General features: G+C 64.8%; 24 protein-coding genes and 1 tRNA gene. 14 read left to right on the top strand and 11 right to left on the bottom strand.

Annotation, left to right across the window (positions count from 1 at the left end):
- Window positions 1-978: aconitase X (locus AUL32_RS11695; protein ID WP_156421441.1), on the top strand; the 978-nt coding region annotated here is incomplete at its 5' end.
- Between the two features lie 15 nt (window positions 979-993).
- Window positions 994-2022 carry a trans-3-hydroxy-L-proline dehydratase gene (locus AUL32_RS11690; protein WP_062115055.1) on the top strand — a complete coding sequence of 343 codons (1029 nt, stop codon included), beginning with the start codon at window positions 994-996 and terminating at the stop codon, window positions 2020-2022.
- A gap of 114 nt (window positions 2023-2136) precedes the next feature.
- On the opposite strand, the gene AUL32_RS11685 is transcribed toward AUL32_RS11690, so the two are convergent.
- The gene (locus AUL32_RS11685) at window positions 2137-3792 is read right to left on the bottom strand and encodes an acyl-CoA dehydrogenase family protein (protein ID WP_062115052.1); all 1656 of its coding nucleotides are present in this window, start codon (window positions 3790-3792) and stop codon (window positions 2137-2139) included.
- Between the two features lie 344 nt (window positions 3793-4136).
- Here AUL32_RS11685 and AUL32_RS11680 point away from each other — a divergent pair, with 344 nt between their 5' ends.
- Window positions 4137-5357: an MFS transporter gene (locus AUL32_RS11680; protein WP_082659574.1), complete on the top strand. Its 1221-nt coding sequence runs from the start codon at window positions 4137-4139 to the stop codon at window positions 5355-5357.
- 150 nt (window positions 5358-5507) lie between these two features.
- Window positions 5508-5912, top strand: a complete 405-nt coding sequence (locus AUL32_RS11675; RefSeq protein ID WP_062115049.1) for a gamma-glutamylcyclotransferase family protein — start codon at window positions 5508-5510, stop codon at window positions 5910-5912.
- A 77-nt stretch (window positions 5913-5989) separates the two neighbouring features.
- On the opposite strand, the gene AUL32_RS11670 is transcribed toward AUL32_RS11675, so the two are convergent.
- Both AUL32_RS11670 and AUL32_RS11665 read right to left on the bottom strand, forming a co-directional pair.
- Window positions 5990-6652, bottom strand: coding sequence for an OmpA family protein (locus AUL32_RS11670; RefSeq protein ID WP_148639947.1), 663 nt, complete (start codon window positions 6650-6652; stop codon window positions 5990-5992).
- Between the two features lie 182 nt (window positions 6653-6834).
- Window positions 6835-7743 (bottom strand): DMT family transporter, encoded by a 909-nt coding sequence (locus AUL32_RS11665; protein ID WP_062115046.1) that lies wholly within the window; start codon window positions 7741-7743, stop codon window positions 6835-6837.
- Here AUL32_RS11665 and AUL32_RS11660 point away from each other — a divergent pair.
- On the top strand, window positions 7742-7927 hold the full coding sequence (locus AUL32_RS11660) for a helix-turn-helix domain-containing protein (protein WP_062115044.1): 186 nt from the start codon (window positions 7742-7744) through the stop codon (window positions 7925-7927). The two genes, AUL32_RS11665 and AUL32_RS11660, sit on opposite strands and share 2 nt — an antisense overlap.
- Window positions 7928-8137: 210 nt before the next feature.
- On the opposite strand, the gene AUL32_RS11655 is transcribed toward AUL32_RS11660, so the two are convergent.
- The 7 genes from AUL32_RS11655 to aroA form a co-directional block, all read right to left on the bottom strand.
- On the bottom strand, window positions 8138-8725 hold the full coding sequence (locus tag AUL32_RS11655; protein WP_062115041.1) for a GNAT family N-acetyltransferase: 588 nt from the start codon (window positions 8723-8725) through the stop codon (window positions 8138-8140).
- A 94-nt stretch (window positions 8726-8819) separates the two neighbouring features.
- Window positions 8820-9128 carry a hypothetical protein gene (locus tag AUL32_RS11650; protein WP_156421440.1) on the bottom strand — a complete coding sequence of 103 codons (309 nt, stop codon included), beginning with the start codon at window positions 9126-9128 and terminating at the stop codon, window positions 8820-8822.
- Window positions 9129-9375: 247 nt separating this feature from the next.
- Window positions 9376-9555: a helix-turn-helix transcriptional regulator gene (locus AUL32_RS25845; protein ID WP_156421439.1), complete on the bottom strand. Its 180-nt coding sequence runs from the start codon at window positions 9553-9555 to the stop codon at window positions 9376-9378.
- A 271-nt stretch (window positions 9556-9826) separates the two neighbouring features.
- Complete coding sequence (locus AUL32_RS11640; protein WP_062115030.1) at window positions 9827-10978, bottom strand: helix-turn-helix transcriptional regulator; 1152 nt, start codon at window positions 10976-10978, stop codon at window positions 9827-9829.
- A 373-nt stretch (window positions 10979-11351) separates the two neighbouring features.
- Window positions 11352-13049 (bottom strand): 30S ribosomal protein S1, encoded by a 1698-nt coding sequence (gene rpsA / locus AUL32_RS11635; RefSeq protein ID WP_061973118.1) that lies wholly within the window; start codon window positions 13047-13049, stop codon window positions 11352-11354.
- Between the two features lie 244 nt (window positions 13050-13293).
- Complete coding sequence (gene cmk / locus AUL32_RS11630; protein WP_062115091.1) at window positions 13294-13923, bottom strand: (d)CMP kinase; 630 nt, start codon at window positions 13921-13923, stop codon at window positions 13294-13296.
- A gap of 607 nt (window positions 13924-14530) precedes the next feature.
- Window positions 14531-15886 carry a 3-phosphoshikimate 1-carboxyvinyltransferase gene (gene aroA / locus AUL32_RS11625; protein ID WP_062115027.1) on the bottom strand — a complete coding sequence of 452 codons (1356 nt, stop codon included), beginning with the start codon at window positions 15884-15886 and terminating at the stop codon, window positions 14531-14533.
- A gap of 506 nt (window positions 15887-16392) precedes the next feature.
- Between aroA and AUL32_RS11620 the strand changes: the two genes are divergently transcribed.
- The 4 genes from AUL32_RS11620 to AUL32_RS11605 all read left to right on the top strand — a co-directional run bounded on the left by AUL32_RS11620 (window position 16393) and on the right by AUL32_RS11605 (window position 19766).
- The gene (locus tag AUL32_RS11620; protein ID WP_061973115.1) at window positions 16393-16815 is read left to right on the top strand and encodes a TIGR02300 family protein; all 423 of its coding nucleotides are present in this window, start codon (window positions 16393-16395) and stop codon (window positions 16813-16815) included.
- A 439-nt stretch (window positions 16816-17254) separates the two neighbouring features.
- Window positions 17255-17330: transfer RNA gene (locus AUL32_RS11615), tRNA-Ala, on the top strand.
- Window positions 17331-17546: 216 nt separating this feature from the next.
- Entirely contained in the window at window positions 17547-18566 is a 1020-nt protein-coding gene (locus AUL32_RS11610; RefSeq protein ID WP_062115024.1) for a hypothetical protein, read from the top strand.
- Between the two features lie 537 nt (window positions 18567-19103).
- On the top strand, window positions 19104-19766 hold the full coding sequence (locus tag AUL32_RS11605) for a recombinase family protein (protein WP_062115021.1): 663 nt from the start codon (window positions 19104-19106) through the stop codon (window positions 19764-19766).
- Between the two features lie 89 nt (window positions 19767-19855).
- Here AUL32_RS11605 and AUL32_RS11600 read toward each other — a convergent pair whose 3' ends face one another.
- Window positions 19856-20329 carry a hypothetical protein gene (locus AUL32_RS11600; RefSeq protein WP_156421438.1) on the bottom strand — a complete coding sequence of 158 codons (474 nt, stop codon included), beginning with the start codon at window positions 20327-20329 and terminating at the stop codon, window positions 19856-19858.
- 40 nt (window positions 20330-20369) lie between these two features.
- Here AUL32_RS11600 and AUL32_RS11595 point away from each other — a divergent pair, with 40 nt between their 5' ends.
- From AUL32_RS11595 to AUL32_RS24530, 5 genes are all read left to right on the top strand, one after another.
- Window positions 20370-22424, top strand: a complete 2055-nt coding sequence (locus AUL32_RS11595) for a hypothetical protein (protein ID WP_156421437.1) — start codon at window positions 20370-20372, stop codon at window positions 22422-22424.
- Window positions 22421-22930, top strand: a complete 510-nt coding sequence (locus AUL32_RS11590) for a hypothetical protein (protein WP_062115014.1) — start codon at window positions 22421-22423, stop codon at window positions 22928-22930. The genes AUL32_RS11595 and AUL32_RS11590 overlap by 4 nt, the downstream gene beginning before the upstream one ends.
- A 641-nt stretch (window positions 22931-23571) precedes the next feature.
- Window positions 23572-23838 (top strand): hypothetical protein, encoded by a 267-nt coding sequence (locus AUL32_RS25225; RefSeq protein WP_210177812.1) that lies wholly within the window; start codon window positions 23572-23574, stop codon window positions 23836-23838.
- Window positions 23839-24042: 204 nt separating this feature from the next.
- Window positions 24043-24552, top strand: coding sequence for a hypothetical protein (locus AUL32_RS25610; protein ID WP_192847455.1), 510 nt, complete (start codon window positions 24043-24045; stop codon window positions 24550-24552).
- On the top strand, window positions 24438-25982 hold the full coding sequence (locus tag AUL32_RS24530; protein ID WP_082659572.1) for an HD domain-containing protein: 1545 nt from the start codon (window positions 24438-24440) through the stop codon (window positions 25980-25982). Before AUL32_RS25610 ends, AUL32_RS24530 begins: the two co-directional genes overlap by 115 nt.
- Window positions 25983-25990: the final 8 nt, after the last annotated feature.

The following is a 25990-nucleotide window of genomic DNA, read 5'->3' as shown; positions in this document are numbered from 1 at the left end:
GGCTTCGGCGGCCCCGCCGCAAGGCTCGCCGACAGCTATGTGCGCATGGGCGCCCGGCCGAGCTTTACCTGCGCACCCTATCTCCTCGCCGATGCGCCGGACGCGGGCGAGGCGATCGGCTGGTCGGAATCCAACGCCGTGATCTATGCCAATTCCGTGCTCGGCGCGCGCACCGCGAAGCATCCCGACTTTCTCGACCTCTGCATCGCGCTCACCGGCCGCGCGCCGCTGGCCGGCCCCTATCTCGACGCGCCGCGACGGGCCGCGCGCATCCTCGACTTCGAAGCCCCGACGAACCTTCGAGGCGCTGGGATCGGTGACGGGTTCTGGCCGCTGGCCGGCTATCTCGCCGGGCTCGCCTCGCCGGACCGCGTCCCGCTGCTCACCGGCCTCGCCGCGCTGGCGCCCACGCCGGACGATCTGAAGGCGCTCTGCGCGGCCTTCGGCACCACCTCCGCCGCCCCCATGCTGCATGTCGAGGGCGTGACGCCCGAAGCGCGCGGGGCCGCGCTGCCAGAGGCCGACCGGGTCGCGATCACCTCAGCCGATCTCGCCGGCGCCTGGGCGCGGCTGAATGCCGGGCCGGAGGCGGTGGACCTCGTCGCCCTCGGCAGTCCGCACGCCTCGCTCGCCGAATGCCGCGCCCTGGCCCTGGCCCTCGACGGCCGGCGATGCGCGCAAGGCGTGTCCGTCATCGTCACCGCCGGGCGGGATGTGATTGCGGCGGCGCGGGCCGAGGGCACGCTGGCCCGGCTCATGGCGAGCGGCGTCACGGTCCTTCCCGATCTCTGCTGGTGCTCGATCTCGCGGCCGGTCTTCCCGATCGAGGCGCGCACCGTGCTCACCAATTCGGGCAAATACGCCCATTACGGGCCGGGCCTGTCGGGCTGCGCGGTGCGCCTCGGCACGCTGGCGGATTGCGTGGAGGCCGCGCTCACCGGCCGCGCGCCCGCGCGCCTGCCGCCCTGGCTCGGCTGAAGAGGGAACAGACGAATGCGCAGCGTGAAGACCATCCACGTCATCTCGGCCCATGCGGAAGGCGAGGTCGGCGACGTCATCGTCGGCGGCGTCGCGCCGCCGCCGGGCGACACGCTCTGGGCGCAGAGCCGCTTCATCGCCAGCGATAATGTCTTGCGCAACTTCGTGCTCAACGAGCCGCGCGGCGGCGTCTTCCGCCACGTGAACCTTCTCGTGCCGCCGAAGGACCCGCGCGCCGACGCGGCCTTCATCATCATGGAGCCGGAGGACACGCCGCCCATGTCGGGCTCCAACTCGATCTGCGTGGCGACCGTGCTTCTCGACGGCGGCATCCTGCCCATGCAGGAGCCCGAAACGCATCTTCTCTTGGAGGCGCCGGGCGGTCTCGTGCCGGTGCGCGCCGAATGCCGGGACGGCAAGGCCCAGCGCATCTTCGTGGAAAACCTGCCGAGCTTCGCCGACAAGCTCGGCGCCTCGCTGGACGTGCCGGGCGTCGGCACGCTCACCGTCGACACCGCCTATGGCGGCGACAGTTTCGTGATCGTGGACGCCGAAAGCCTCGGCTTCAAGCTGGTGCCCGAGGAGGCGCACGAGATCGCCCGGCTCGGCGTGCGCATCACGAAGGCGGCCGACGAGCAGCTCGGCTTCCACCACCCGGAAAACCCGGACTGGCGGCATTTCTCCTTCTGCCTCTTCGCCGGGCGCGTGACGCGCGGCGAGACCGGCCTTCGCGCCGGAGCGGCGGTCGCCATCCGGCCGGGCAAGGTCGACCGCTCGCCCACCGGCACCGCGCTCTCGGCCCGCATGGCCGTGCTCCATGCGCGGGGCGAGATGACGGAACAGGACAGTTTGACCGCGGTCTCGCTGATCGGCTCGACCTTCACCGGCCGCATTCTCGGCCCGGCGAAGGTGGGCGGTCGCCCCGCCATCCGGCCGGAAATCTCCGGCCGAGGCTGGATCACCGGCATCCACCAACACATGCTGGACCCCGCCGATCCCTGGCCCGAAGGCTACCGCCTTAGCGACACCTGGGGCGCGCGGTAGGAAAAGGCGGAATGGGCGGGACGTTTCCCCTCATTCCGCAGTCCCTTTAAACCGGCCTCTCCGAACTCGTGCCATCCAAAGGATCGATGACAAGAAGCGACTGATTGGTCTCGCTCAATCGAACGCTTGCCGATCGAGAATGGCCTGCACATCGACGCCGCTCGGCAGCGCGCCGTAGGAAAAGGCGCGGGCCTCGGACAGGCGCGACAGGGAGAACGCCTCGGCCACCGCGCCCGGCGCGTGCCGCTGAAGCAAGGCTGCCTGCAGCAGGAGCGCCATCCGCTCGGCGACCGGCCGGGCGCGCTGCTCGCCGATCGCGCCCCGCGCCAGTTCGTCGAACAGCCCGGTTGCCATGGCGGCCAACGAAGGATCGCCGCCGCGAAGGCCCTCGTCCACCTCGGCCCGATAGCTGGCGAGAGCCAGCGGTTCGCGCGCGAGCGTGCGCAGGACATCGAGCGCGATGACGTTGCCCGATCCCTCCCAGATCGCGTTGAGCGGAGCTTCGCGGTAGAGCCGAGGCATCGGGGATTCCTCGACATAGCCGGCCCCGCCATGGCATTCCATGCACCCGAACACGAAGCCGGGCACGCGCTGGGTCAGCCAGTATTTGGACAAGGCCACGCAAAGGCGGGCGAAGGCGCGACCTTGCGGATCGGTGTCGTCGATCGAGCGTGCCATCCGGGCCGCCAGCACGACCGCCGCCTCGTATTCCAGTGCCAGATCCGCGATCACCAGGCGCATGGCCGGCTGGTCGATCAGCCGGCGCTGGAACGCGCGCCTGTGCGACACGTGATGGATCGCCTGGGCGAGCGCCATTCGCATGATGCCGAGCGACCCCGCCACGGTGCCGAGCCGCGTGAGATGCACCATCTCCAGGATGGTCTTCACGCCCGCTCCCTCTTGGCCGAGCAACCAGGCGTCGGCGCCGTGATATTCGATCTCGCTAGAAGCGTTGGATCGGTTGCCCAGCTTGTCCTTCAGCCGCATCAGGTGGATCGCGTTGCGCCGGCCCTCTTCGGTGATCCGTGGCACGAGGAAGCAACTCAATCCGTTCGGGGCCTGCGCCAGCGTCAGGAAGCCGTCGCTCATCGGCGCCGAGCAGAACCATTTGTGCCCGGTCAGGCGGTAGAGACGCGCGGCTTGGTCGATCGGCTCGGCGCGCGTCGTGTTCGCGCGCACGTCGCTGCCGCCCTGCTTCTCCGTCATCGCCATGCCGAGCGTGATGCCGGCCTTCTGCGCGATGGGGCGCAGCGGCGCGTCGTAGCGCCCGCCGATCAGCTTGTCGGTCCAGGCACCGGTGATGTCGGGGGCGAGGCGCAGCGCGGGCACCGCGGCGTAGGTCATGTTGATCGGACAGATCGTGCCCTGCTCGACCTGGCTGAACAGGGCGGCGAGCGCGAGATGGCCGACATGGGCGCCGCGCTCTCCCACCGTCCAGGGCAGGTCGTGGATACGATGCTTCATCGCGAGCGCCATCAGCTCGTGATAGGCGGGATGAAACCTCGCCTCGTCGAGCCGCTGCCCGTAGCGGTCGAAGGCGACGAGTTCGGGCGGGTGGCGGTTGGCGAGATCCCCCGCCGCGAGCACATTCTCCCGTCCCAACTCCTCGCCAAGGGCGACCATGCGCGCGTCCAGCCACGGACCGGCCTCGCGCAGCACGGCCTCGCGCAGCACCCGATCGTCCAGATAGAGATTGCGCCCTCCGAACTCCGGCGGCTGGTTGGTGACCTCATGCGTCTCGAGGACGCTTGTGGGCGCGAAAAGGGGCATGGGCGACCCTGCCTGTGAGAGCTGAACGACCTGCGACAGACTTGGATGGGCAAGATTAGCTCAGGATCGTGGACCCTCGCAAATGGGGGGACGCGCGCTGCCGAGAGGCGATGGTCCCTCGTCCGCGCGCTTGTCGCCAAGCGGACCCTTCGCCCTCTATCCCAGCCCGCCCGGCCGCCCTCCGGCGTGTCGGCCGCGCTCTTCGTCGGTCCACGAACGGGCTCGCCTTCTTCGTCACCACTCAGCCTCCCATTATCGCAAGGCAGGCATGCGAATTTGAGGGTGGCCTGGGGGCAGGACCCGTGGTGTCGCTGGGAGATCAGAACACTTCCAGGCGGCATTCCATGGACCTTTCCGTTCCCATTCCCACGCGGGACGGCGGCTCGGCCGTCGCGCCCGCGCCGCGCGCCGGGTTGACGCTGGCGGCGCTGTCGCTCGGCTCCTTCATGATCGGCTGCGGCGAGTTCGGCATCATGGGCCTCTTGCCCGGCATGGCGGACGATCTCGGCGTCAGCATTCCGCAGGCCGGGCTTCTGGTCACGGGCTATGCGCTCGGCGTCGTGTTCGGCGCGCCGGTGCTGGCCGTCCTTACCTCGCGCTGGGAGCGGCGCCGGGCGCTGATCCTTCTGTCGCTGGTCTTCGTGATCGGCAATCTCGCCTGCGCCCTCAGCCCGACCTATGGCCTGCTCATGGCCGCGCGCATCTTTACCGCGCTGGCGCATGGCACGTTCTTCGGCATCGGTGCCGTGCTCGCCACCGAGATCGCCCGGCCGGGGCGCGAGGCGGGCGCGATCGCCATGATGTTCGTCGGCATGACGCTCGCCAACGTCTTCGGCGTGCCGATCGGCACCTTCATCGGCCAGGCCTATGGCTGGCGTGCGCCCTTCTTCATCGTCACCGCGCTGGCCCTCCTCACCACGCTGGCGCTGGCGCTCTTCGCACCGCAGAGCCACCCGCGTGCCGGGGTGCGCTTCCGCGACGAGCTACACGCGCTCGCCCGCCCGCCCGTGCTCATGGCCATGGGCCTCAGCGTCCTGGCCTCCAGCGCCCTGTTCACGCTCTACACCTATATCGCGCCGCTTCTCTCCGAGGTGACCGGCATCGCGCCCGAGCGCGTGCCCTATCTCCTCCTGATCTTCGGCGTTGGCATGACGATCGGCAACGTGGTGGGCGCGCGGCTGGGCGACTGGAAGCTCATGCCCGCGATCATCGGCATGTTCGCCGCCATGACCGCGGTTCTCGTCGGCATCTATCTCTTCGCCGCCGACACCGTGCCCATGCTGACGCTGCTTCTGATCTGGGGTGCGCTGGTCTTCGGCCTCGCCTCGCCGATCCAGATGCGGATCGTGGCCACCGCCAAGGGCGCGCGCAACCTCGCCTCCACGGTGAACCAGAGCGCCTTCAACCTCGGCAACGCCATGGGGGCCTGGATCGGGGCCATGCTGATCGCCTCCGGCGCGTCCTATTCCATGCTGCCGGTCGCCTCGGCGATTCTGGCCGGGCTCGCCTGCCTTCTTGCTCTCTACAGCCACCGGCAGGACCGCAAGGACTCCTCTGCGATCTGACAGAGGGCCGCCGCCTGACAGGAAGGGCGCCGCCTGACAGGGCGGGCTCCGCAGCAGGTGCCCCCCCGCTCCGGGCGCCTGCGGCCAAATGCGCATGACGATCGTGTGAGAGGCGGGGAACGCCGGGCGGTCAATACGGCTTGCTCGGCCATGATCGACATCTTCGTATACGGCACGCTCAAGCGGGGTTTCCCGTTTCATCCGCTCGGCCTCGACGGCGCGTCCTTTCTGGGTGCGGTGGAGACGCTGGAGCCCTATCCCCTCCTGATCGCGGGCTCGTTCTTCGGCCCGATGATGCTCGACCGGCCCGGCGAGGGCCTGCGCGTGCGCGGCGAGCTCTACCGGGTCGAGCCCGGCCGCCTGCCCAAGCTGGACGAATTGGAGGATGTCGGCAGCCCCGGCAGCTTCCGCACGCAGATCCTGGTGGCGGGCGAGGGCAGCGGCCAGGTCGAGGCCATTGGCTACATGAAGAGCCAGAGCTGGCTGGACCCCGTCCACACCGGCTATCTCTCGGACTATCAGGACCGGCGTTTCATTCCGCCCTGGGAGCGCTGAGCCTCACGAAAAACAGCCGAGTTTGGGGGGAGGGTCGCGAGCGGCCTTCCCCCCTTTGTCGTTCGGACCGTGGTCGATCAGCCGGCGCGCAGCGGCGAGATGGAGATCTCGACGCGGCGGTTCTGCGCGCGGCCCGCTTCGTTCGCATTGGAGGCGACGGGGCGCGACATGCCGTAGCCCTGGATGTTCAGGCGGCGCGGATTGACGCCCTGGCTCTGCAGGAACTGGCCGACCGAAGCCGCGCGGCGCTGCGACAGGGCGAGATTGTACCCCTCGCCGCCGACATTGTCGGTGTTGCCGGACACGTCGACGATCGACTGGTCGTACTTGTTGAGCACGATCGCGACCGACTGCAGCGTCGGGTAGAACTGCGAGCGCACCTGATCGACATTGGTGTCGAAGGTGATGTTGGAAGGCATGTTGAGAATGATCTGGTCGCCGTTGCGGGTGACCGAGACGCCGGTGCCCTGAAGCTGGGCGCGCAGGTCCGCCTCCTGGCGGTCCATATAGGCGCCGATGCCGCCGCCGCCGATGGCGCCGATGCCCGCGCCGATCAGCGCCGCGCGGCCGGGATCGGTGCCCGTGGCGCGGCCGACGAGATAGCCGCCGAGCGCACCGGCGCCCGCGCCGATGCCAAGGCCCCCCGCCGTGTTGGAGAGCTTCTGCTCGCCGGTATAGGGATCGGTGGTGCAGCCGGCCAGCATGGCGCCGGCGGCGAGCACGAGAAGAAGCTTCTTCATCAAATCCAGCCTTCCGATGTTCGGGACCCTTCGCGCGGGGGCCCCTTTCAGGGTCGTTCGGGAACGGGCTAGAAAACAGTCTGGGCTGGATTGGGGCTGACGCGGGTGTTTTCCCCAAACGTTGCACAGGTGCAACAGGGTTAAGAAGGCCTTTCGGCGCCCCGGCGTCAGGCCCCCGAGTTTCAGACCGATGCGCGCGCGGCGGGGGTGAGCGGGCGCGCCGGCGCCTTCGGGCCGGAAAACATTACCGCGTTGCCGGCGAGCGTCAGCAGGACGCCGAGAAGCCCGGTCGAGGTCCATTGGTAGGACTCGAACAGGCTGGACAGGGTGAGCGCGACGATCGGGAACAGCACGGTGGCATAGGCCGCGCGCGCCGAGCCGATGCGCGCCACGAGCATGAGATAGGTCGTGAAGCCGACCACGGAGCCGATGGCGGCGAGATAGACGAGCGCCGCGACATAGCGCCCGCCGGGCGGGGCCACGATCGGCGTTCCCGTCAGCGCGATGAGGGCGAGGAGCACGAGCGCGCCATAAGCCATGCCCCAGCCATTGGCGACGACGGGCGCCAGACCCGCCGCGCTGTTGCGCCGCGACACCATGTTGCCGAAGGAGAAGAACAAGGTGCCGAGCGCGGCGAGCCCGATGCCCGTCAGCGTGCCCGCATCGAAACCAAGGGCGACATCCGGCCCGAACAGAAGCCCGAGGCCCGCGGCGCCGAGCAGCGCGGCCAGGAGCGCCCGGCGCGAGATCGGATCGCCGAAGAAGAGCCGGGCATTCACGGCGTTCAAAATCGTCGCCAGCGAGAAGATCACCGAGATCAGCCCGGAAGGGACGAAAGCGGCTGCCTTGTAGAAGCAGAGGAAGTTGCACGAGAACAGGCACAGCGCCTGGAGGACCACGAAAGGCTGGTCGCGCCGCGCCGGCACGGCGAGCCGCCCCGTCAGCGCCAGGAGCGCGAGCAGCATCAGCCCCGCCAGGGCGAAGCGGTAGAACACCGAAACCAGGACCGGCACGGGGCCAACCTGAAAGGCGATGGCGATCCAGGTCGTGCCCCAGATCAGGACGGTGGAACAGAACAAGGTGGCATTCATGGCGCAAGGTCTCGGATCGGGTGCGGGGCAGGGCGGCGCGGTGCGCGGGCTGCTCAGGGCGGGCGAGCCGATCGCCGAGATCGCCGCCGCCTGCAGCTTCGGCGACCAGAGCCACCTGACGCGGGTCTTCAAGAGCGAGACCGGCCTGACCCCGGCGGCCTACCGCGCCGCCTCGCGGGTTTGAACGAAGCGGGCAGCGCCGGCTCTCCGCTTGGCCGGCGAGGCGCCTTAAAACGGCTACCAAAATCTCTGGGCGGAGGATGGGCGAGAAATTTTCGTCGGGGACGAGGAGCGAAGCTTGAGGGATGCCGGCGGCAGGGCCAAGCATTCGCGACGAAGTCCACGGCGGAAAGACTAAGGCCAGCCGACCCCACGAGATTTTTGTTAGGTGCTCCTAATCGAAGATCGGAACATGGGGCGCGGCGTCGCGCGGCAGGGCGCCGTTGAGGCGCGGATCGTCGGCGATTTCGAGGCTCTGGCCGATGGGCTCGAAGCCGGTGCGGCGATAGAAGCCGAGGGCGCGGGGATGGTCGATCGTGTTCGTGTGCAGCCACAGGCGGCGGATCGGGCGCGCGAAGCCGGTCTCGATCGCGTGGTTCATCAGGGCGCGCGCCGCCCCTGTCCCTTGAAGGCGTTCCGTCACGCCGAAATACTTGATCTCGCAATCCTCGCCCCCGGCGAAGTCGAGCTCCAGGAGCCCTTCGTCCTCGCCGTCCACGCGCCAGGAGAAGATCATCGTGGCCGGGCTCGCGAGCGCAGCCTCCAGTTCGGCCGGGCTCATGTAGAGGCGCGAGAACCAGAGATGGGCAGCGCCGACCTTGCGGTAGAGCGCGAGATAGGTCGGCGCATCCGGCTGCGGCCAGGGGACGACCTGTCCGGGGAGATCGGCCGGCGCGGGCCTTGGGGCCGGGCGCTCGCGTATTTCGAGCGAGGTCGCGATGGCTGCGATCTTGCCGCGTCCGATCTCGTGAAACCGCTCCATCCGCCTCTTCCTTCTTTGATCGAAGGGCGGATTGGCATGGCCGATGCGGGAGGGCAAGGGCCGGCGCGCCTGCCGCGCGCTGGCCCATAAGCGTTCAGCCGAAAATCAGCGCCAGCACGAGATAGATCACCTGTAGCGCGACCACGAGAACGGCGCTCCAGATGAAGGCTTCGCCCCAACTTTCGGAGATCAGGAGGATGACGGGAATGCCCACCGCGACGGCGATCAGGAAGCGGCGGAGGAAGAGGCTGACATGCCAGGGCGAGCGCGGCGGCAGCGGCTTTTGCGCCAGCGGATCGGGGAGGCGAGCGTCCGACTGATCCCGGCTCTTGCCGGAAGCGCCATGGGCGGAGTGGGACGATCCTCCCGCCGGGGATCGGCTTTCTTCCATGTGAGGAAACATGCGACGTTCCTGAGCGGGCGGCAAGCCCGTGGTTGAGAGTTGATGCCAAGCCATTCCGGACGAAGTGTCGCGCAAACTGGTAAGCAAAGCTTGCTGAATGGAGGCACAGCCTCAGGTTACAATTTAAAAGCCTGCCGAAAGTGCCGACAAGGAAAACGAAAACTTTTCCGCCGCGCAGGGAAAGACCGAAGCGTCCCATGGCGCGAACGCATTCGGGCGGATGCCCGAATGGAGACGCGCGGTTCGATCAACCTTCCTTGAAGGCGGATAGGATCGAAATGACCTCGGCCTGCCGCTTGGCGCCGGTCTTCGCGAAGACGGACTTCATCTGGGTGCGGACGGTCTCATAGCCGACGCCGATCCGCCGCGCGGCCGCCTTCAACCCCTTGCCTTCTCGCAGCACGATCGCCAACCGAAGCTCCGCCATCGTAAGCCTATAGTGTTCGCCGAACGCCTGAAGCGTGCGCGCGGTCTGAAGGTCGATGTCCAATGTTTCGAATGCGCGGCTGTTTTTAGCCATTCTTCGGGATGAGGGAGCTGACTGTCCCTCGAGCGCATGAAGATCCATGAAACCTCCCCTCAACTCCCATTATGGGGTTTAATTCTTCTAACCATCGTTCGCATGCTGAGCGTAAAGACGTCGTCACCCAATCGGGTGAGATGTCCTTAAAACAACAGAGGATCGAAAGGTATTGGGATCACAGGTTCTGCCAGATGGCGAGTAGGCTTACCAATTCGACCTGTCGCCTTGTTTGCGTCTTGCTGAAGACAGCCTTGAGCTGGCTACGTGCCGTTTCGTAAGAAATTCCGAGGCGCAGCGCGGCCTCGCGCAAGGGTGTGCCGTTGGCGATCCCCGCCGTCAGCCGCAGTTCGGCCGGGGTGAGTCCAAAGTGCGCGCCGAGCGCCGCCAGCCCGTTCCTGCGATTCGCCATCTCGTAGCGAAACATAAGGACGATCGCGACCGAAGCGTCGAACGAGGCGGGAGCGGCGATGCGACCCCTTGTCGAGGTGACCGAGACCTTGAGGGGCTCTCGCGCGCCGGCCCGGCGAATGGCGAGTTCCGCTTCGGGAGAGGCAAGGCCTAGAATCGGCGCGCTCACCTCGCTCACGGCTTTTTCCAGAGCCGGCGCGTCGCGCGGATCGACCGTCTCCACCCGCCCGGCGCGAAGCCGCAGCCCATCCTCGCGCCGCAGGACCTCTTCGGCCAGCGAGTTCAGACTGCGCAGCCTGAGGGACCGGTCGAGCGCCAGAACGGCAAGACCCTGCGCGCCCAGCGCCTGCCGGAGGGCGTCGAGTTCCTGGTGCGCCTGGCCGAGACGCTCGCTCGTGCGCACGGCCTGCAGGATGCTGCGGGCGAGCCTGTGGAAGCGCTGCTGCTCCTTCTCGCCGTAGGAACCCGCTTCCACGCCCCGGTTGACCCAAAGGGTGAGCGGCGTTTCGCCGTTCAGGAGGTTTTCGCCCATGGCGTAGTGGAAGTTCTGAGGGCGGCACCAGTCGTAGAAGAACTCGTTGTTGTTGAGATCGGCGCCCGGCGTCAGGGCCGCCAAGTCCAGCTCCGTGATGACCCGCCCGGTGCCGAGTTGGTCGCGGTGGACCTCGGCGGGATTGAAGGCGTGATAGTGAGCGTTGTAGCTCTCCATCATGCCCGCGCCGTATCCCTGGAAGGGAATCGCCTGGACCACGGGGTCCTGCCCGGTGCCGGGAGGTGGATCGAGCCTGATGTAGAGACCGCCGGAGATCGAGTTCGACAGGTTCAGGAGAGCGGTCAGGACGTCGCTCCAAAGCTCCGCCCGGTCCGTCGCCTCGACGATGAGATCGTGGAGGTCGTCCTCCCGCCGATCGTCGCTCAAGGCGCGATCACCTCTCTCCTCTCGCGTCCCCGGCACGCGTACGAGGCGGCCAACCGTTCCCTAAGGACAGGCGGGGGCTCTGCTCTTGTCCGAGCGATATCGGTCTCCTCCCCTTGCGGCCGGTTTCTCCGGTTTTCTTGTCCGCCTTCAGCGAAGGCGAAGAACTACAACCGGAAGAATAGGGCGTTTCTCGCCCCGCGAACATAACCCATTTAGGGAAGGATGCTTTTTGGAACGGGCTGAGAAACGCCGCGCCCTTGCCATGCGCGGGGCGAGAACGGCCGCGGCCAACGAAAAAGCCCGCGCCGATCGCTCGGCACGGGCTCTGTCTGAAAAGGTCGAAGCGGCCCGAAAGCCGCGCCGGCTCTTTGTCTTACTGCTCTTCGCGGTTCTTCATCGCGGCGGCGAGAATGTCGCCGAGCGAGGCGCCCGAGTCGTTGGAGCCGTACTGAGCCACGGCTTCCTTCTCTTCGGCGATCTGCAGCGCCTTGATCGACAGACCGACGCGACGCGCCTTCTTGTCGAACTGGGTGATGCGCGCGTCGATCTTCTGGCCGACCGAGAACTTCTCGGGGCGCTGGTCGTCGCGATCGCGGCCGAGGTCGTTGCGGCGGATGAAGGCCGTGAGGTCGGTCTCGGAGATCTGAACCTCGATGCCGCCTTCGTTCACGGCCGTCACTTCGCAGGTGACGATCGAGCCGCGACGCATCTCGCCGCTGTCGGCGGCGGCAGCGAAGGTGTCGCCACCCACCTGCTTGATGCCGAGCGAGATACGCTCCTTCTCGACGTCGACGTCGAGAACCTGCGCCTTGACCATGTCACCCTTGTTGTACTCGTCGATGACCTGCTCGCCCGGACGCGACCAGTCGAGGTCGGACAGGTGAACCATGCCGTCGACGTCGCCATCGAGACCGATGAACAGGCCGAACTCGGTCTTGTTCTTGACCTCGCCCTCGACCACGGTGCCGACCGGGAACTGGTCGCGGAACGCTTCCCAGGGGTTCTGGAGCGTCTGCTTGAGGCCGAGCGAGATGCGGCGCTTGACCGGATCCACCTCGAGCACGACCACTTCGACTTCCTGCGAGGTCGAGAGGATCTTGCCGGGATGGACGTTCTTCTTCGTCCACGACATTTCGGAGACGTGGATCAGGCCTTCGATGCCCGGCTCCAGTTCGACGAAGGCGCCGTAGTCGGTGATGTTGGTGACGCGACCGGAGACCTTCACGCCCATCGGGTACTTGACGCCGATGCCTTCCCAAGGATCCGCCTCGAGCTGCTTCATGCCGAGCGAGATGCGGTGGGTTTCCTGGTTGATGCGGATGATCTGGACCTTGACGGTCTGGCCGATCTGCAGGATTTCGGTCGGGTGGTTCACGCGGCGCCACGCCATGTCGGTGACATGGAGCAGACCGTCGATGCCGCCGAGGTCAACGAACGCACCGTAGTCGGTGATGTTCTTGACCACACCCTCGACGACCTGACCCTCTTCGAGGTTCTGGACGATCTCGGAGCGCTGCTCGGCGCGGGACTCTTCGAGGACCGTGCGGCGCGAAACGACGATGTTGCCGCGGCGCTTGTCCATCTTGAGGATCTGGAACGGCTGCGGCGTGTTCATCAGCGGGCCGACGTCGCGGATCGGACGGATGTCGACCTGGGAGCGCGGCAGGAAGGCCACGGCGCCGTCGAGGTCGACCGTGAAGCCGCCCTTGACCTGGTTGAAGATCTGGCCTTCGACCTTTTCGCCGGCGTTGAACTTGAGCTCGAGCTTGACCCAGCTCTCCTCGCGGCGAGCCTTGTCGCGCGACAGGACGGCTTCGCCCAGCGCGTTCTCGATGCGCTCGACATAGACTTCGACCGTATCGCCGACCTTGAGCTCGGGGCCGTTCTTGCCGCCGAATTCCTTGAGGGCGACGCGGCCCTCGACCTTCAGGCCGGCATCGATGACGGCCATGTCCTTCTCGATCGCGACGACCGTTCCACGGACCACCGCGCCTTCGGCGACGTCGTGATCATGGAACGAGGCTTCGAGAAGCGCGGCGAAATCGTCGCGCGAGACTGCTGCGTTGGACATTCGTTCTCCTTGAGGCTCCTCCTTCGGGAGGAGCGGCGCCGGGGTTCGCGTTTCGGATGCGTCCGGCGGTCCCGCCCCGGTGCCGACCCGCTCTGGGAAAGGCATCGAAGCTGACGGGCAAAGCCCGTTTCGGCGCGGTGGACCGGCCTTCGGCTTGGTTTCGTACGGTCCGAATACGACGAGAGCCGCGCGTTTTCAAACCCCTTGGGGCTGAAAGCGGCGGCACGTCGGCTTCGGCGTTCCTTTACATAGGCGCTGCGTCGACGATCGCGCAAGCCGCCTGGAACGCTTCTTCTATATCCATTTCGCTCGTGTCCAGCAAGCGGGCGTCTTCGGCGGCCTTGAGGGGTGCGACGCTGCGGCCCGCGTCGCGCCGGTCGCGCTCGCGCACCTCGGCGAGGATGGTCTCGTAGGCGACATGGCGGCCCTTGGCGGTCAGCTCGTCGGTGCGCCGGCGGGCGCGCACTTCCGGCGAGGCGGTGACGAAAAGCTTCACCGGGGCATCGGGGCAGATCACCGTGCCGATGTCGCGCCCGTCCAGCACCGCGCCTTCGGGCTGGGCCGCGAAGGCGCGCTGGAAGGCGTCCAGCGCCTGTCGCACGGGGGGGTGGGCGGCGACGCGCGAGGCCAGCTCCCCCGCCTCGTGGCCGCGCAAGGACCCGTCGTCGAGATGCGAGGGCACGAGCTCGCGCGCCACGGCGCCCGCCGCCTCCGGGTCGTCCAGGTCGACGCCGCGCTCCTGCGCGAGGCGCCCGACGGCGCGGTAGAGAAGCCCGGTGTCGAGATGGGGCAGGCCGTAATGGGCCGCCAGGCGCTTGGCGAGCGTGCCCTTGCCGGCGGCGGCCGGTCCGTCGATCGCGATCACGAGCGCCATGGTCTCTCCTGCTGTCTGGCCGCCTCTTGCGGGCGGTGTCCCGTTCTTGCCGCCAACGCCGCCCAAGCTCAACGGCTCCCGGCCGAGCGCCGCGAAATATCCAAGCCCGGCTGCGAAGACGGCCAACAATCGCCCGAGCGCGAAGGGAATCGCCAGAAAGAACAGGACGGCGGCCAGCGAGCCCAGCGCCCAGGCCGCGGAAAGAGCGGCGTCCAGCGTGCCGCTGCCGGTTTCGCCCGGCGCCTCGCCGCCTGACAGGCGGTAGAGCATGGCCGGCAGGATCAGCGCGGGCAGGACGAGCTTGGGCGCGCCGACCCGCCAGACCCCGACGCCGCGCCGAAGCGCCTCGCGGTGCAGCCGCCCCGCGAGGTTGCGCCCATAGACGAAGGACAGGGGCGCGAAGAAGACGAGCGCCAGAAGGGCGGCGAGCGGGGTGCTCATACCGCGCCGACCGATCGCGGCTTCAAGGCGCCCGACAGACCTGCATCGGTTCTGCTGGTGTTGCGGCGGCGCAAGCCAGCACCGGGCGCGGCGCGGACGCCGGGCCGCGCCCGGCCTCTGCCGACGGCTAAAACCGTTGCGATCGCTCCGCTGCCGTCCATCGCGGTCAGCGGTTCGCCGCCTCCAACTTGCCGCCGAGCGTTTCGACCAGCCCTTCGAACTCGGGGAAGCTGGTCGCGATCATCGTGGCGTCGTCCACGCGAACCGGCTTCTCGCTGGCAAGACCCATGACGAGGAAGCTCATGGCGATGCGATGGTCGAGATGGGTCTCGACCCGCCCGCCGCCGAGGCCCGAGCCGTCCGGACGGCCGGTGACGCGCAGCCAGTCCTCGCCCTCCTCGTGCTGGACGCCGTTGGCGGCAAGGCCGGCGGCGACGGCGGCGAGGCGGTCGGACTCCTTGACGCGCAGCTCTTCCAGCCCCTGCATCAGCGTGTCGCCTTCGGCAAAGGCGGCGGCGACGGCCAGCACGGGATATTCGTCGATCATCGAGGGCGCGCGCTCAGGGGGAACGGTGACGCCGCGCAGCGCCGAATGCCGGACGTGCAGATCGGCCACTTCCTCACCGCCCGACAGGCGCGGGTTCACCGCCTCGATCGAGGCGCCCATCTCGCGCAGCGTCTCGATCAGGCCGGTGCGGGTCGGGTTCATCAGCGCGTTCTCGACCACGATGTCGGAGCCCGGCACGAGAAGCGCCGCGACCACGAGGAAGGCCGCTGAGGACGGATCGCCCGGCACCACGAAGTCGGGCACGCCCTTGAGCTCGCCCTGGCCGGTGAGCCGGATGGTGCGCACGCCCGACGCGTCGGTGTCGACCGAAACCTCGGCGCCGAAGCCTTCCAGCATGCGTTCGGTGTGGTCGCGTGTCATGATCGGCTCGATCACCGTGGTGACGCCCGGCGTGTTCAGCCCGGCGAGCAGCACGGCGGACTTCACCTGCGCCGAGGCCATGGGCACGCGGTACTCGATCGGCGCGCTGACGCGCGGCCCGTGCAGTGAAAGCGGCAGGCGGTCTTTGGAGCGCGCCAGCACCTGCACGCCCATCTGGCGCAGGGGATCGAGCACCCGGCCCATTGGCCGGCGCGACAGCGAAGCGTCGCCCACGAAGGTCGTGGTGAAGTCGTAGGGGCCGACGAGGCCCATGGTGAGGCGCGAGCCCGTGCCGGCATTGCCGAAGTCGAGAACGCCCTCGGGTTCCAAGAGCGCGCCGTTGCCGACCCCGTCGATGATCCAGGCCTCGCCCTCGCGTTCGATCCGCGCGCCCATCTGGCGCATGGCGCGACCGGTGGCGATCACGTCCTCGCCCTCCAGAAGGCCGGTGACGCGGGTGCGCCCGGAGGCGAGACCCCCGAACAGGAAGGCGCGATGCGAGATGGACTTGTCGCCGGGCACGCGCACCCGGCCGGCAAGCGCGCCGGCGCGGCGGCTCTGGAGGGGGCGGGGGGCGGCGGAATGGCCCGTCATGGCGTCGTCCTTCTCGCGAAGCCGGGCTTCAGGTTCTGCCTGCGCGGCTCTTCCAGGCAGGGGCTGGCCCGAGGTGCCCCCGCCGCCGAGCGGACCGGCCGGGCGCCGCCTTGCCTCCGGCCGCGCCTTGCTTTCCGTCGCCGGACGAAACGTCCTCGACCCCCTTGCCGGAAGAGGCGCGGCAGGGTCCTTGCGGCCCGCTCGTCCTCTTGTCGCAAACATAAGGTTCGCCGTTCGCCTAGCATTGGAGCGGAGCGCGTGGGAAGAGCGCATGAGGCGCCGCGCGCGTTTCCCGGCCCCCCAACGGATATATCGGGCCGATCGGGCGAGGGGTGTCGGCGGGGGCCGGGCAGATGCGCTTTGACAAGGGTCCGGCGACGCCGTAAGGGACCTTCCGCTTTTTCCCGCCCCTCGACCGGCCGGCTTTGCGGCGATAATTGGATGAACCGGCCCGGTCTGTGCCCGCCTCCGCGCAGGCGACCCGCTCCCTTTCGAAAGGCGAACCCATGGCGAAAACTGAACTCGGCACCAAACGCGTCGACCCGGAAACGGGCCGCAAGTTCTACGACCTCAACAAGGACCCGATCGTTTCGCCCTACACGGGCAAGTCCTATCCGCTCTCCTTCTTCGAGACGGTGAAGGCCTCGCGCGTTTCGCGCGTCGTGGAAGAGGAAGAGACGGAAGAGGTCGAGGTGACCGAGGTCGCCGAGACCGACGAGGAGACGGTCTCGATCAACGACGTCGAAGAGGATGAGGCGGGCCCGGCCGCGGCCAAGGCCGACCTGCCCAATGTCGACGGCGACGAAGACGACGATGTCGTGGACGACGACGCGGACGACGACGACACGTTCCTCGCCGACGACGAGGACGAGGACGAGGACATGACCGACATCATCGGCGGCGGCCGCGACGACGACGACGACGTCTGAGCACCGCACCGAGCCTTGGGCGCGCGTCCGCGCCCGGGCGAAGGTCGAGAGATTGCGAGGGGAGGGGACCGGACGGTCCTCTCCCCTTTTTCGTGTTCCGGTCTCGCTCACCGAGGTTCCGCGCCGCCCGAACCGCGCCGCCCGAGCGATCCACCCGGCGAGACGAATCGAAGGCCGGGACGATTCGGCCGCTCGCGCCCTTGCGAGCCGAGGTTCGAGCCGCGCCGAGGCTCGGGGTCGCCACTCCGGCCACCGGGCCGCCTTGCCGCTCCGGCGTCGAAAACCGTTGCATGACAGGGGTTTGACGGACCGGCTTCATTTTCGTGTCACCCCGTCCGCTTTTTCGCTTGCGTTCCCCCCGGGGCTCGCCTAATAAGCGGCCACACCAGATGCGGGGCCGGCCCAACGGCCCTGACGAGGTTGCCACTTCGGTGGCACTGGGGCCATAGCTCAGCTGGGAGAGCGCTTGAATGGCATTCAAGAGGTCGTCGGTTCGATCCCGATTGGCTCCACCATCTGCTTTTGAAAACAAATTATCTCATATAAAACATGCACTTATGCGCTTGCTTTTCGTCGCTGCGTACCCGATTGCGTACCCCGCTGGCGTACCCTGGATGCCACTCACAACTCTGTGACTGGCAACCCTGCGTAAAGCCCATTGCGCCATTCTTGTTTACCACCCGTGAGACGCTTATCTCTCTGCCGGTTCGGTTGCAGAGGGGGAATGCGCAGTGGCGAAAACACCTTCCCAGATCCAAGCGGAGATCCGGCGTCTTCAGCAGAAGCAGCGACAAGCGATCGACAAATACAATCGCGAAGTTCGGAGCTTCAACGCCGCGCGGCAGAAAGCCGTAGACGAGCACAACCGTCAGGTCCGAGCGCACAACGCCGAAGTCGATCGCCAAAAGCGGGAAAGAGCGAAGGCAATAACCTCCTACAACCAAGCCGTCAGAGCGCACAATGCGCAGGTGCGGAAGCGGGAGGCTGCGACCAAGCAGGCAATTGCGAACTATAATCGGGAGGTTCGCGCTCATAACGCAAAGGTTCAGGCTTCACGGCAGGCGCGACATGCCGCCGTCTCGCGTTTGCAAAGCCGATCGGTTGTAGGCGACCTAGCTAATTACCGTGACACGTCGATCAACGTCTATGACACCTTCGGACGGCTGGTAGAGAGCGAAGCGTTCGCTGGGGCTGGGCACGAAGAGTTTCGCCAAGCAGCCGAGCGTGAGAGCCAGCGGACTATCGAGACCGCCAACATGGTTCTGGGAGATGAGGCTCCCCCGAGCGACAGCGAAGCGGCCAATGATGATGCCGAGTTTGTTGCTGCGCTGACTGATTTTTCTGAAGAGCTTGCGACTAGGTGGCAGGGCGCGACCTACGCCATGAACCCCGCCAATCCCGATGCCGCTCGCCATTTTTGCACGAGCGTCCGGGAGATTTTCACGACGATCATTGAGGTCTCGGCATCCGACGCCGATGTCCTGGCGGCCAATCCAGAGTGCAAGAAAGCGCCGAACGGGATCGCGCCAAGCCGTCGCTCGAAACTTGAGTTCCTAATCGGGCAGAAGAATGAGGGCGCCTCGGGCCTCGCTGACTTCGTTGAAGCAAACATCGAAAACGTCATTGCGCTATTCACGGTTTTCAACAAGGCGACCCACGGCGCGGCCGGCAAGTACACGATGGAGATGCTCAAAGCGATCCGCACGCGCGTTCGGGAAAGCACATTGTTCCTGCTTTCGGTCGCGACTTAAATTTGGGGTCGCTTATGCGAGACCTCATCACGTAGGAGCGGAGGCGAGGTTTCCCCCCGTACCCCCCACCCGACTTTGGGCATTCACGGCACGGGCGGGCGCGGGGGCGCCACGCGGTATGGCTCGGGCGGGTGCGCTCGTGCTGAAGCAAGTTGCTCCCAGCCCCAGACCACCAAGTGCGGAAGCGTCGTGGCCCATGCCTCAGGCGGCACGGCGTTTATTCCTGCTAGCATCACGGCAGCGAGAACCGTAACCGTGCGCACGCTTCGAGCCTTGATGCGCAGCGGTCCACATTCGATGCTCAGTTCTTCGTTCATCGTCGTTCCTCGTAGTGCGTTTTTCCACGCATCGGAGGATGGACGATCCTGACGGGACGAAAGAGGGTGTTTTGGTAGCTTCTAACGCAGAACGTCCGTTAGGGCATACCCTTGCGGCCACTCTCCCAGTGGACAAAAAGGCGTCCGCTAGGGTTGACTATCGCCATACGGACATTCATTCTTTCGGACAATACCGCAACGGACACTCCGAGAGATCCTCATGGCGACCTTCCTTTACGCCCGCGTCTCCACCACCGAACAGACCCTTCACCACCAGCGCACCCAGGCGGAAGCCTCAGGCTTTACCTTCGATCATGTCATTGCAGACCATGGCGTGTCCGGGGTGACGGTGAAGATGCGGGACCGGCCAGAAGGCAAGCGCCTCTTCGATATGCTCCGCGCCGGGGACACTCTTGTGGTCCGCTGGATAGACCGCCTCGGCCGCAACTATGAGGACGTGACGGACACCATTCGCGAGTTCATGCGGCGCGGCGTGACGGTTCGCACCATCATCAACGGGATGGTCTTCGATGGGCAGACCAAAGACCCAATGGCCGCCGCCGTGCGAGATGCGTTGATCGGCTTCATGGCGGCCATGGGCCAAGCCCAGGCGGAGGCCACGAAGGAAGCGCAACGGGCTGGCATTGCGGCGGCCAAGGCGAAGGTGGTTGAGGGAGTGCCGGCGTACCGTGGCCGCAAGCCGAGCTTCAGCGGGCTCCATGTGAAGCAAGTGAGGGAACTTGAAGCGAAGGGAATGGGGGTCTCAGAAATTGCCCGCACCACCGGCCTCTCTCGCCAGACGGTCTATCGCATCAAGGAAGACCCTGCGGGAGCCGAGACCGCCCTCGCTACGTGGAACCTGATGGGAGAGCCGGCTGTCTGAGACGGGCACTTAGGGCTGAAAATTCGGCTCAATGGTTCCGCCCACATGCTGGCCAAGCCTGAAGAGAACACGCCGAAGCTTCCCGTGCTTCACGTCAAGCCGTCATCGACGGAGACAAGGCGGAGGAGAAGGAGCGCAAGCAACGGCAGGATACAGCCTTCCGCGCCGCTCTGGACTTGCTTGTCGCAGGCGAGCCAGTGCCCGAGGAAATTCTTGAGGTAGGACAGAAGGCCGACGCGCGGTTTCGCCTTGATGTCGCCCAGGCCCGTGAAACCCTGGCGAAGAACATACGCAACCCGGCGCTCGTCAAACAGATCAAAGACGATATCGTGGCGGGTGGTGGGCTGAAGGCGGTTATCTCCGCTGTTCCCTCCATCGAAAGCGGCGACGACCTCTCGGAAGTCGTGACGTTCGCCAAGAGCTTCGAAGGCGCACGGGCCACCATTGACGACGTGTTGGGGTCTCTTCGGAGAGGACCCCGCCACCTTCCTTGGCATGATGGACCAGATGGCGGCGGCGTCTCGGCAGTTGGCCCCCGCTGCCCAGGCCGGTGCGCTCGTCATCAAGCGGCTTTCAGGGGACCTGACGGACCTCGCACGGCGCTTGAGCTTCGAGGACTATTCGGCATTTCCGGGTGGCCGGATCGAAGCCTTCCAAGAGTTTGCCCGCCGTCACGCCCTGTTGGTGCAAGTCCACGCGGCCACCGGGTCCATCACGTCGAACTCCGCCCGGACCACGCGCATCGGAGGGAGCCGGCTTGCGGTGAACGCGGCGGACGCATCGGCCATCCAGATGCCGGACGTGGAGAAGCTGATCGGTCTCTACGCCAACAGCGACGGAAGCCCGGCGAGCATTGCCAAGCTGGCCAACCCTTCGCTCCTTTCCAAGGGCTTGGACGCCGGACGAACCTTCCTCATCAACAATCTCATCTCGGGTTGGACCACCATGCTCGTGAACGGGGTGAGCAACGGCGTGATGGTCGGGGTGCGTCCGTTGGAGCGCATCATCGGGGCGGCGCTGCGCAACACCCTCGTGCGAGGACCGGCTTGGGCAGGGGTGGAAGGAAACAGCCTCCCGACCCGTATCAGCGGCTTCACCGACGAACTGGCTAAGCAGACCATCGGCCGTTCCTACGTGGCGGCGGAAGCGCACATGGATGGCGTGGAGGAGGCGTTGCGTCTCGGCATGAAGGGCAGCGAGGCCAAGGCGTTCGTTCGTGACTTCGTATCCGATAAGCTCGCTCAAGCCTTCGATGCCAGCGGGCGGTTGGTCCACGCGCGGGCTTTGGAGGAAGCCCAGGTCGGGACATTCTCCCAAGACCTTCTCCCCCACACCATCGGCCATACGGTCCAGATGGCGAAGACTCGGCATCCTGGTCTTGGGTTCATCCTCCCCTTCACCAAGACACCGACCAATCTCCTTCGCTACGGCTGGAAGATGACACCGGGTCTCAACCGTCTTCAGGGCGAATACCGCTCGATGCTGAAGGGCGAGAAGGGGGCAGAGGCGCAAGCGCAGGCGATGGGGCAGATGGCACTTGGGACTTCCGCCATGCTGGCCACCGCTTCCCTTGCATCGCTGGGCTATGTCACAGGCGGCGGCCCCTCGGACCCGAAGGCACGGCAAGAGCTTCTGGCCACGGGCTGGCAACCCTACTCCGTAGTGATCCCCAAGGCGGATGGCACAAAGTCCTATGTCAGTTATGGCCGCATCGATCCGGTGGCCATTCCGCTGGGCATCATTGTGGATCTTCAAGACGCCATGGTGACGATGGGCGAGGATATGGAGGATGCCTCGACGCTGGAGAAACTGGGAACGGGGAGTGTTGCGCTTCTCTCGGCGCTGACAAAGCAGTTCCAGTCGAAGAGCTACGCGATGGGGTTCTCTCAGTTCCTCAACGCGATCATGGACCCAGACGAGCGAGCCGGCCCCTACGCTGGCCAGATGGCTTCGAACTTCGTGCCCTTCGCTTCGATGCTCCGCCAGACAGACGGGGACCCCTACATGCGAGATGCCCGCGACTTCGTAGATAAGATCCTCAACACCGTCCCCGGCCTCGGGGAGAGCTTGCCGGCCCGCTATGATGCCTTCGGAGACCCAGTTCGCCAGCGCAACGGCCTGTGGTCCAGCGATGCGGCCAACATCGTGGATCAAGAGGTGCAACGCCTCGCGGTGGAGACCGGAAGCACCCCCAGCCGGCCCAGCCCGAGGGGACGGGGCGGGGTGGACCTTCGCGACCTCACCATGACGGATGGGGACTTCGCCGGACGCAACGCCTTCGTGGTCTATCAGGAGCTTGGCGGCCACCTCCCCGGACTGCCGAGCCTGAAGGAGACGGCGGCGGAGTTGATCCAAGGCGAAGAGTACCAGATCGCACCGGACGGGGACGCGCGTACGGATGGCACCAAGCTCTCACTTCTAGCCGACCTCATGCGCCGCTATCGCTCTGAGGCCATGGCGTTCGTCATGCAGGATAGCGCGGTGGCGGGCGCTGCGATGCGCAAACAGGAGAAGGCCCGCACGGAATACGAGGCGCGAGCGGAGGCCAGAGCGGCAGGACGGCCTATGCCGAAGACCGGACGGCCGGGGCTTGGGGAGGCGTTCGGGCAGGAGTTGGGCAATCTGTTTGGTGGCGGAGAGGGAGCCGCAGCGCGATGACGTGCAAACTCTACCTCGCCCAAGCTACCTTCCATCACCAATGGGAACCCGAGAGCGCATTCCTCTACACGCTCGAAGGCCCAAAGGGCTTCCAAGCCGTAACGGCGGGGTCCGATCCTGCTAAGCCTGTGAGGACGCGGGAAGCGAGCCCACTCTATGCCGGGTTCTTGGCGGCGGCCGAACGTATCCCGCACAGTAGCCGCGTCGTCGTCATCACCGGGGACCAGCACCTCTACGGGACATCCACACGTCCCGGTATCTTCAACACGAAGCCAGCCGAACGGGAGGCGCGGGGATACATGCGCGCAAACCCAAAGGACGGCCCGCTGGAAAACGTTGAGCAGCTTCGGCGGATCGATGCGGTGTTGGTGGAAAAGGGCATAGAGACTTCAGCCCGTAGACCGGATGGACAGGCGGAAGAACTCAGCTTCAATCGCGTGCGCTGGGGCGTAAAGGAGTTGCTCCGAGTCGATCCTCTGGAGGCTCCGGGGGATTGGGTCCGCTAAGGCCTTGCTTCGCAGAGTAGACCACCACCGCCGGCAATCTTCAGATGGTGGGGGATGATGTGGAAAGCTTGGGACTGTCCTTAAGGTGATCGCCTTAAGCATAGGGCGTGGCTCTCCTTAAGGTCTTGCTCAATGTGATGGAGGGATTGGGGGTCTATGAACCTTCGGTTCCTCCTCTTCTCCTTCTCTGAACTCTCGAAGGCAATCCCAGCGCGTCGCCGTGCGCTCGGCTTCACGCCTATATTCTAGTTATAAACTTGACTCGCCGGTTTAAGCCCTTGACTTGGCCAAAACAGAACCGGCCCGACCCCTGCCGCCCATCCTCGCGGAACCATCCGGCTCAAGAAGGAACCTCCCCCCTGCAAACCATTGCGATTGCCCCCACGCCCACGGCTGGGGGCACGACATCGCGCGACCCTCGACCGTGGAAGTCCGTCACCGAGATTGGCCAGGTGTACGGCGTAGGGCCACGCCAAGCCCGCCACATCCTCCACCACATGGGCGTCCTCCAACGCGAGGGGAGGGAGCATCGCCTCCCACCAGACTGGGCCGCCCGAGGCTACGGCAGGAGGATCACCGATCCGAAGAGCGGTTACGACTTCGACGTTCTCACCCCCAAATGCCAAGACATGATTGCGTCCGTGTGGGACGACACCGTGGCGGACTACGAGGCCGCCCTGGCGACCGCTTCCGGCATCTCTGAAGCTGCCTCTGCATTGGCTAATTTCCAGGACGGGCGCCTTCACCCTCTGGACTCTACGGGCAAGATCCTCTGGCTTCTGGACCACTTCCGGGGCCTTACCTACACGGCCATTGCGGAGGTCGTTGCGGTGGACTTGGCGTTTGTCTCGCGGGTGGCCAAGGAGCGGGGGCGGCAGAGGAAGGCGTCTATCCAAACACTCGAATAGCCGAGGAACGGAGGCGGTTCACATCCTATGGCCCGCTGCCGCATGGCACGGGTATGGGAATTAATTTTTTCTGGGGATAATTCGCGGGGATGAATCCAGGGAGAGTTAAGATTCTCTTTTGTTCACTTTATGTTCCTGTTGACACCTTGATCTTTTCGTTGACTCGCGCTACCTCACTACTGGAAGTTGATGATAGGTTTGGCTATGGATGCGAAGCAAATAGCTCTTAAACTAGTTCTGGATGGCTTGAATGAGGCCGATGACATCCAGTCAGTATCCGAGCGTGTTCGTATTCAAAAAGCGATCTATCTTGCCCAGGTTATGGGCGTGAATCTAGGGTATAGCTATAGTTGGTATGTGAAGGGCCCGTATTCGACGTCCCTTACGCGCGACTATTATGCCCTACAAGACAGCGCCGACGAAGTCGATGGAGAGATCGCTGGGAAGACGCTGCATCCTGACTTGCTAGATAAGATGTCGAATATCCGGCATCTGCTTGCAAAGCCCGTTGAGGTTGCGCTAGACAAGTGGCAGTGGTACGAATTGTTGGCTTCAATGCATTTCCTGCTTGTGGCTAGCCGTTATAATTTCGAGCGGGCATGCCAAGTTCTCCGAGATACAAAACCGCATCTCAGCGATTTCCTAGAAGTCGGGTATCAACATTTGATGCGGCATGGGTTGCTGCCATCAAGGGGAATTCTGGGTCGCGCCTAAAAGCAGACTACCATTATAAAAAAATAACCGATCCTATCCATGGGAATATCGGCTTATCCAAAGTCGAGTCAGAGATTGTATCGACGCGAGTCTTCCAACGGCTCCATAGTGTTCGTCAATTAGGATTGGCGCACTTGGTGTATCCGGGTGCGAACTATTCTCGACATTCGCATTCGATTGGAGCATGTCACAATGCTTCAAGAATGCTTTTAGCAATTCAGCGCAACAGTGGAACTAGAGTTTCTGACAAGAAACTGCAATTGTATAGGCTCGTCGGGTTGCTGCATGATATTGGGCATTACCCCTTCTCCCATGCGACAGAGCACCTAGTTAAAGCCTATTACGCAAGTGGTATTATATCAAGTAGCGGGCAGAATATTCCGCTTCCTGGTAGTAGTGTGATCGGACCTCAAGAGAACGTTCCCCTTTCGTACGAGCACGAAGAACTTGGGGAGTTGATCATACGCCGCGATGTTGAGCTTGGGAATGTGCTCCGCAGCAATGGTATCGATCCTAACGAAGTTGCGGACCTATTTGCCGGTAAGCAGCCGAGCGGGCTTCGAGGAATAATTAGTTCCGATTTAGATTGTGATCGACTCGACTACTTGCGTAGGACGGCTCATTTCAGTGGCGCTCCATATGGATCGGTGGATATCGATTTTATAATTGATCAATCTACTTTGGATAAAGATGGTCGATTCTGCTTGAAGCCCAAAGCGCTTAGAGCCGCAGATCACCTTTTGATATCGAGATACTATGATTATATGCAGGTCCCCTACAATAAAACTGTAGCTGCACTGGAGTGGAGCCTCGTAAGCGGACTGCGGGCTCTATTGAATGCGGGGTACGTCAAGTGCTCTGGTATTGATATGCTTGATCGTGTTGTTTCCGGATCATGGTTTCAATTTGATGATCAATCTGTATTTGAAGATTTCAAAAAACTATTGAGGAGTATTGCCGATTCAAATTCTGAAGATGATCTGATACTAAAGGATCATTTGATCGATATAATTCGCAGGTCTCCGCCGAAGACAGTCGCCTCCTGGGAGGAGATTGTCCCTAAAGCGAACAAGCGGGAGGACACTAAAACACAAAAGCTTGTGAACTTTGGTGTCCGGGAAGTTGTGGAAAGGCTCGGAATCAATCCGAGCAGACTTCATGTTTGGAGTTCCCCACTGCAGTTATCGAAGGTGGGACCTGATGAAGACGTCTCCGATGATAGGTCGGCGGAGGCTATATATGTGCTAGATCCTAAAACAAAACGCGGGCGCGTATTAAATTATCATCGGGAAACGCTGCTACACGTACTGAGTTCACATAGGTACGTAGGGCTACGCTTGTACTATCTTCCAGAGCAGGGTGAGGAACCAAGTAAAAAGATTGAAGCGATCCGTCGGATCATGGCGGAACAGGTAGAGCCGTCTTCATGAACCTCCAT

The sequence above is a fragment of the Aureimonas sp. AU40 genome (assembly GCF_001463785.1).
Lineage (GTDB): Bacteria > Pseudomonadota > Alphaproteobacteria > Rhizobiales > Rhizobiaceae > Aureimonas.
The sequence above is the reverse complement of the archived record's forward strand: the minus strand, read 5'-3'. Positions and strand labels throughout refer to the sequence as shown.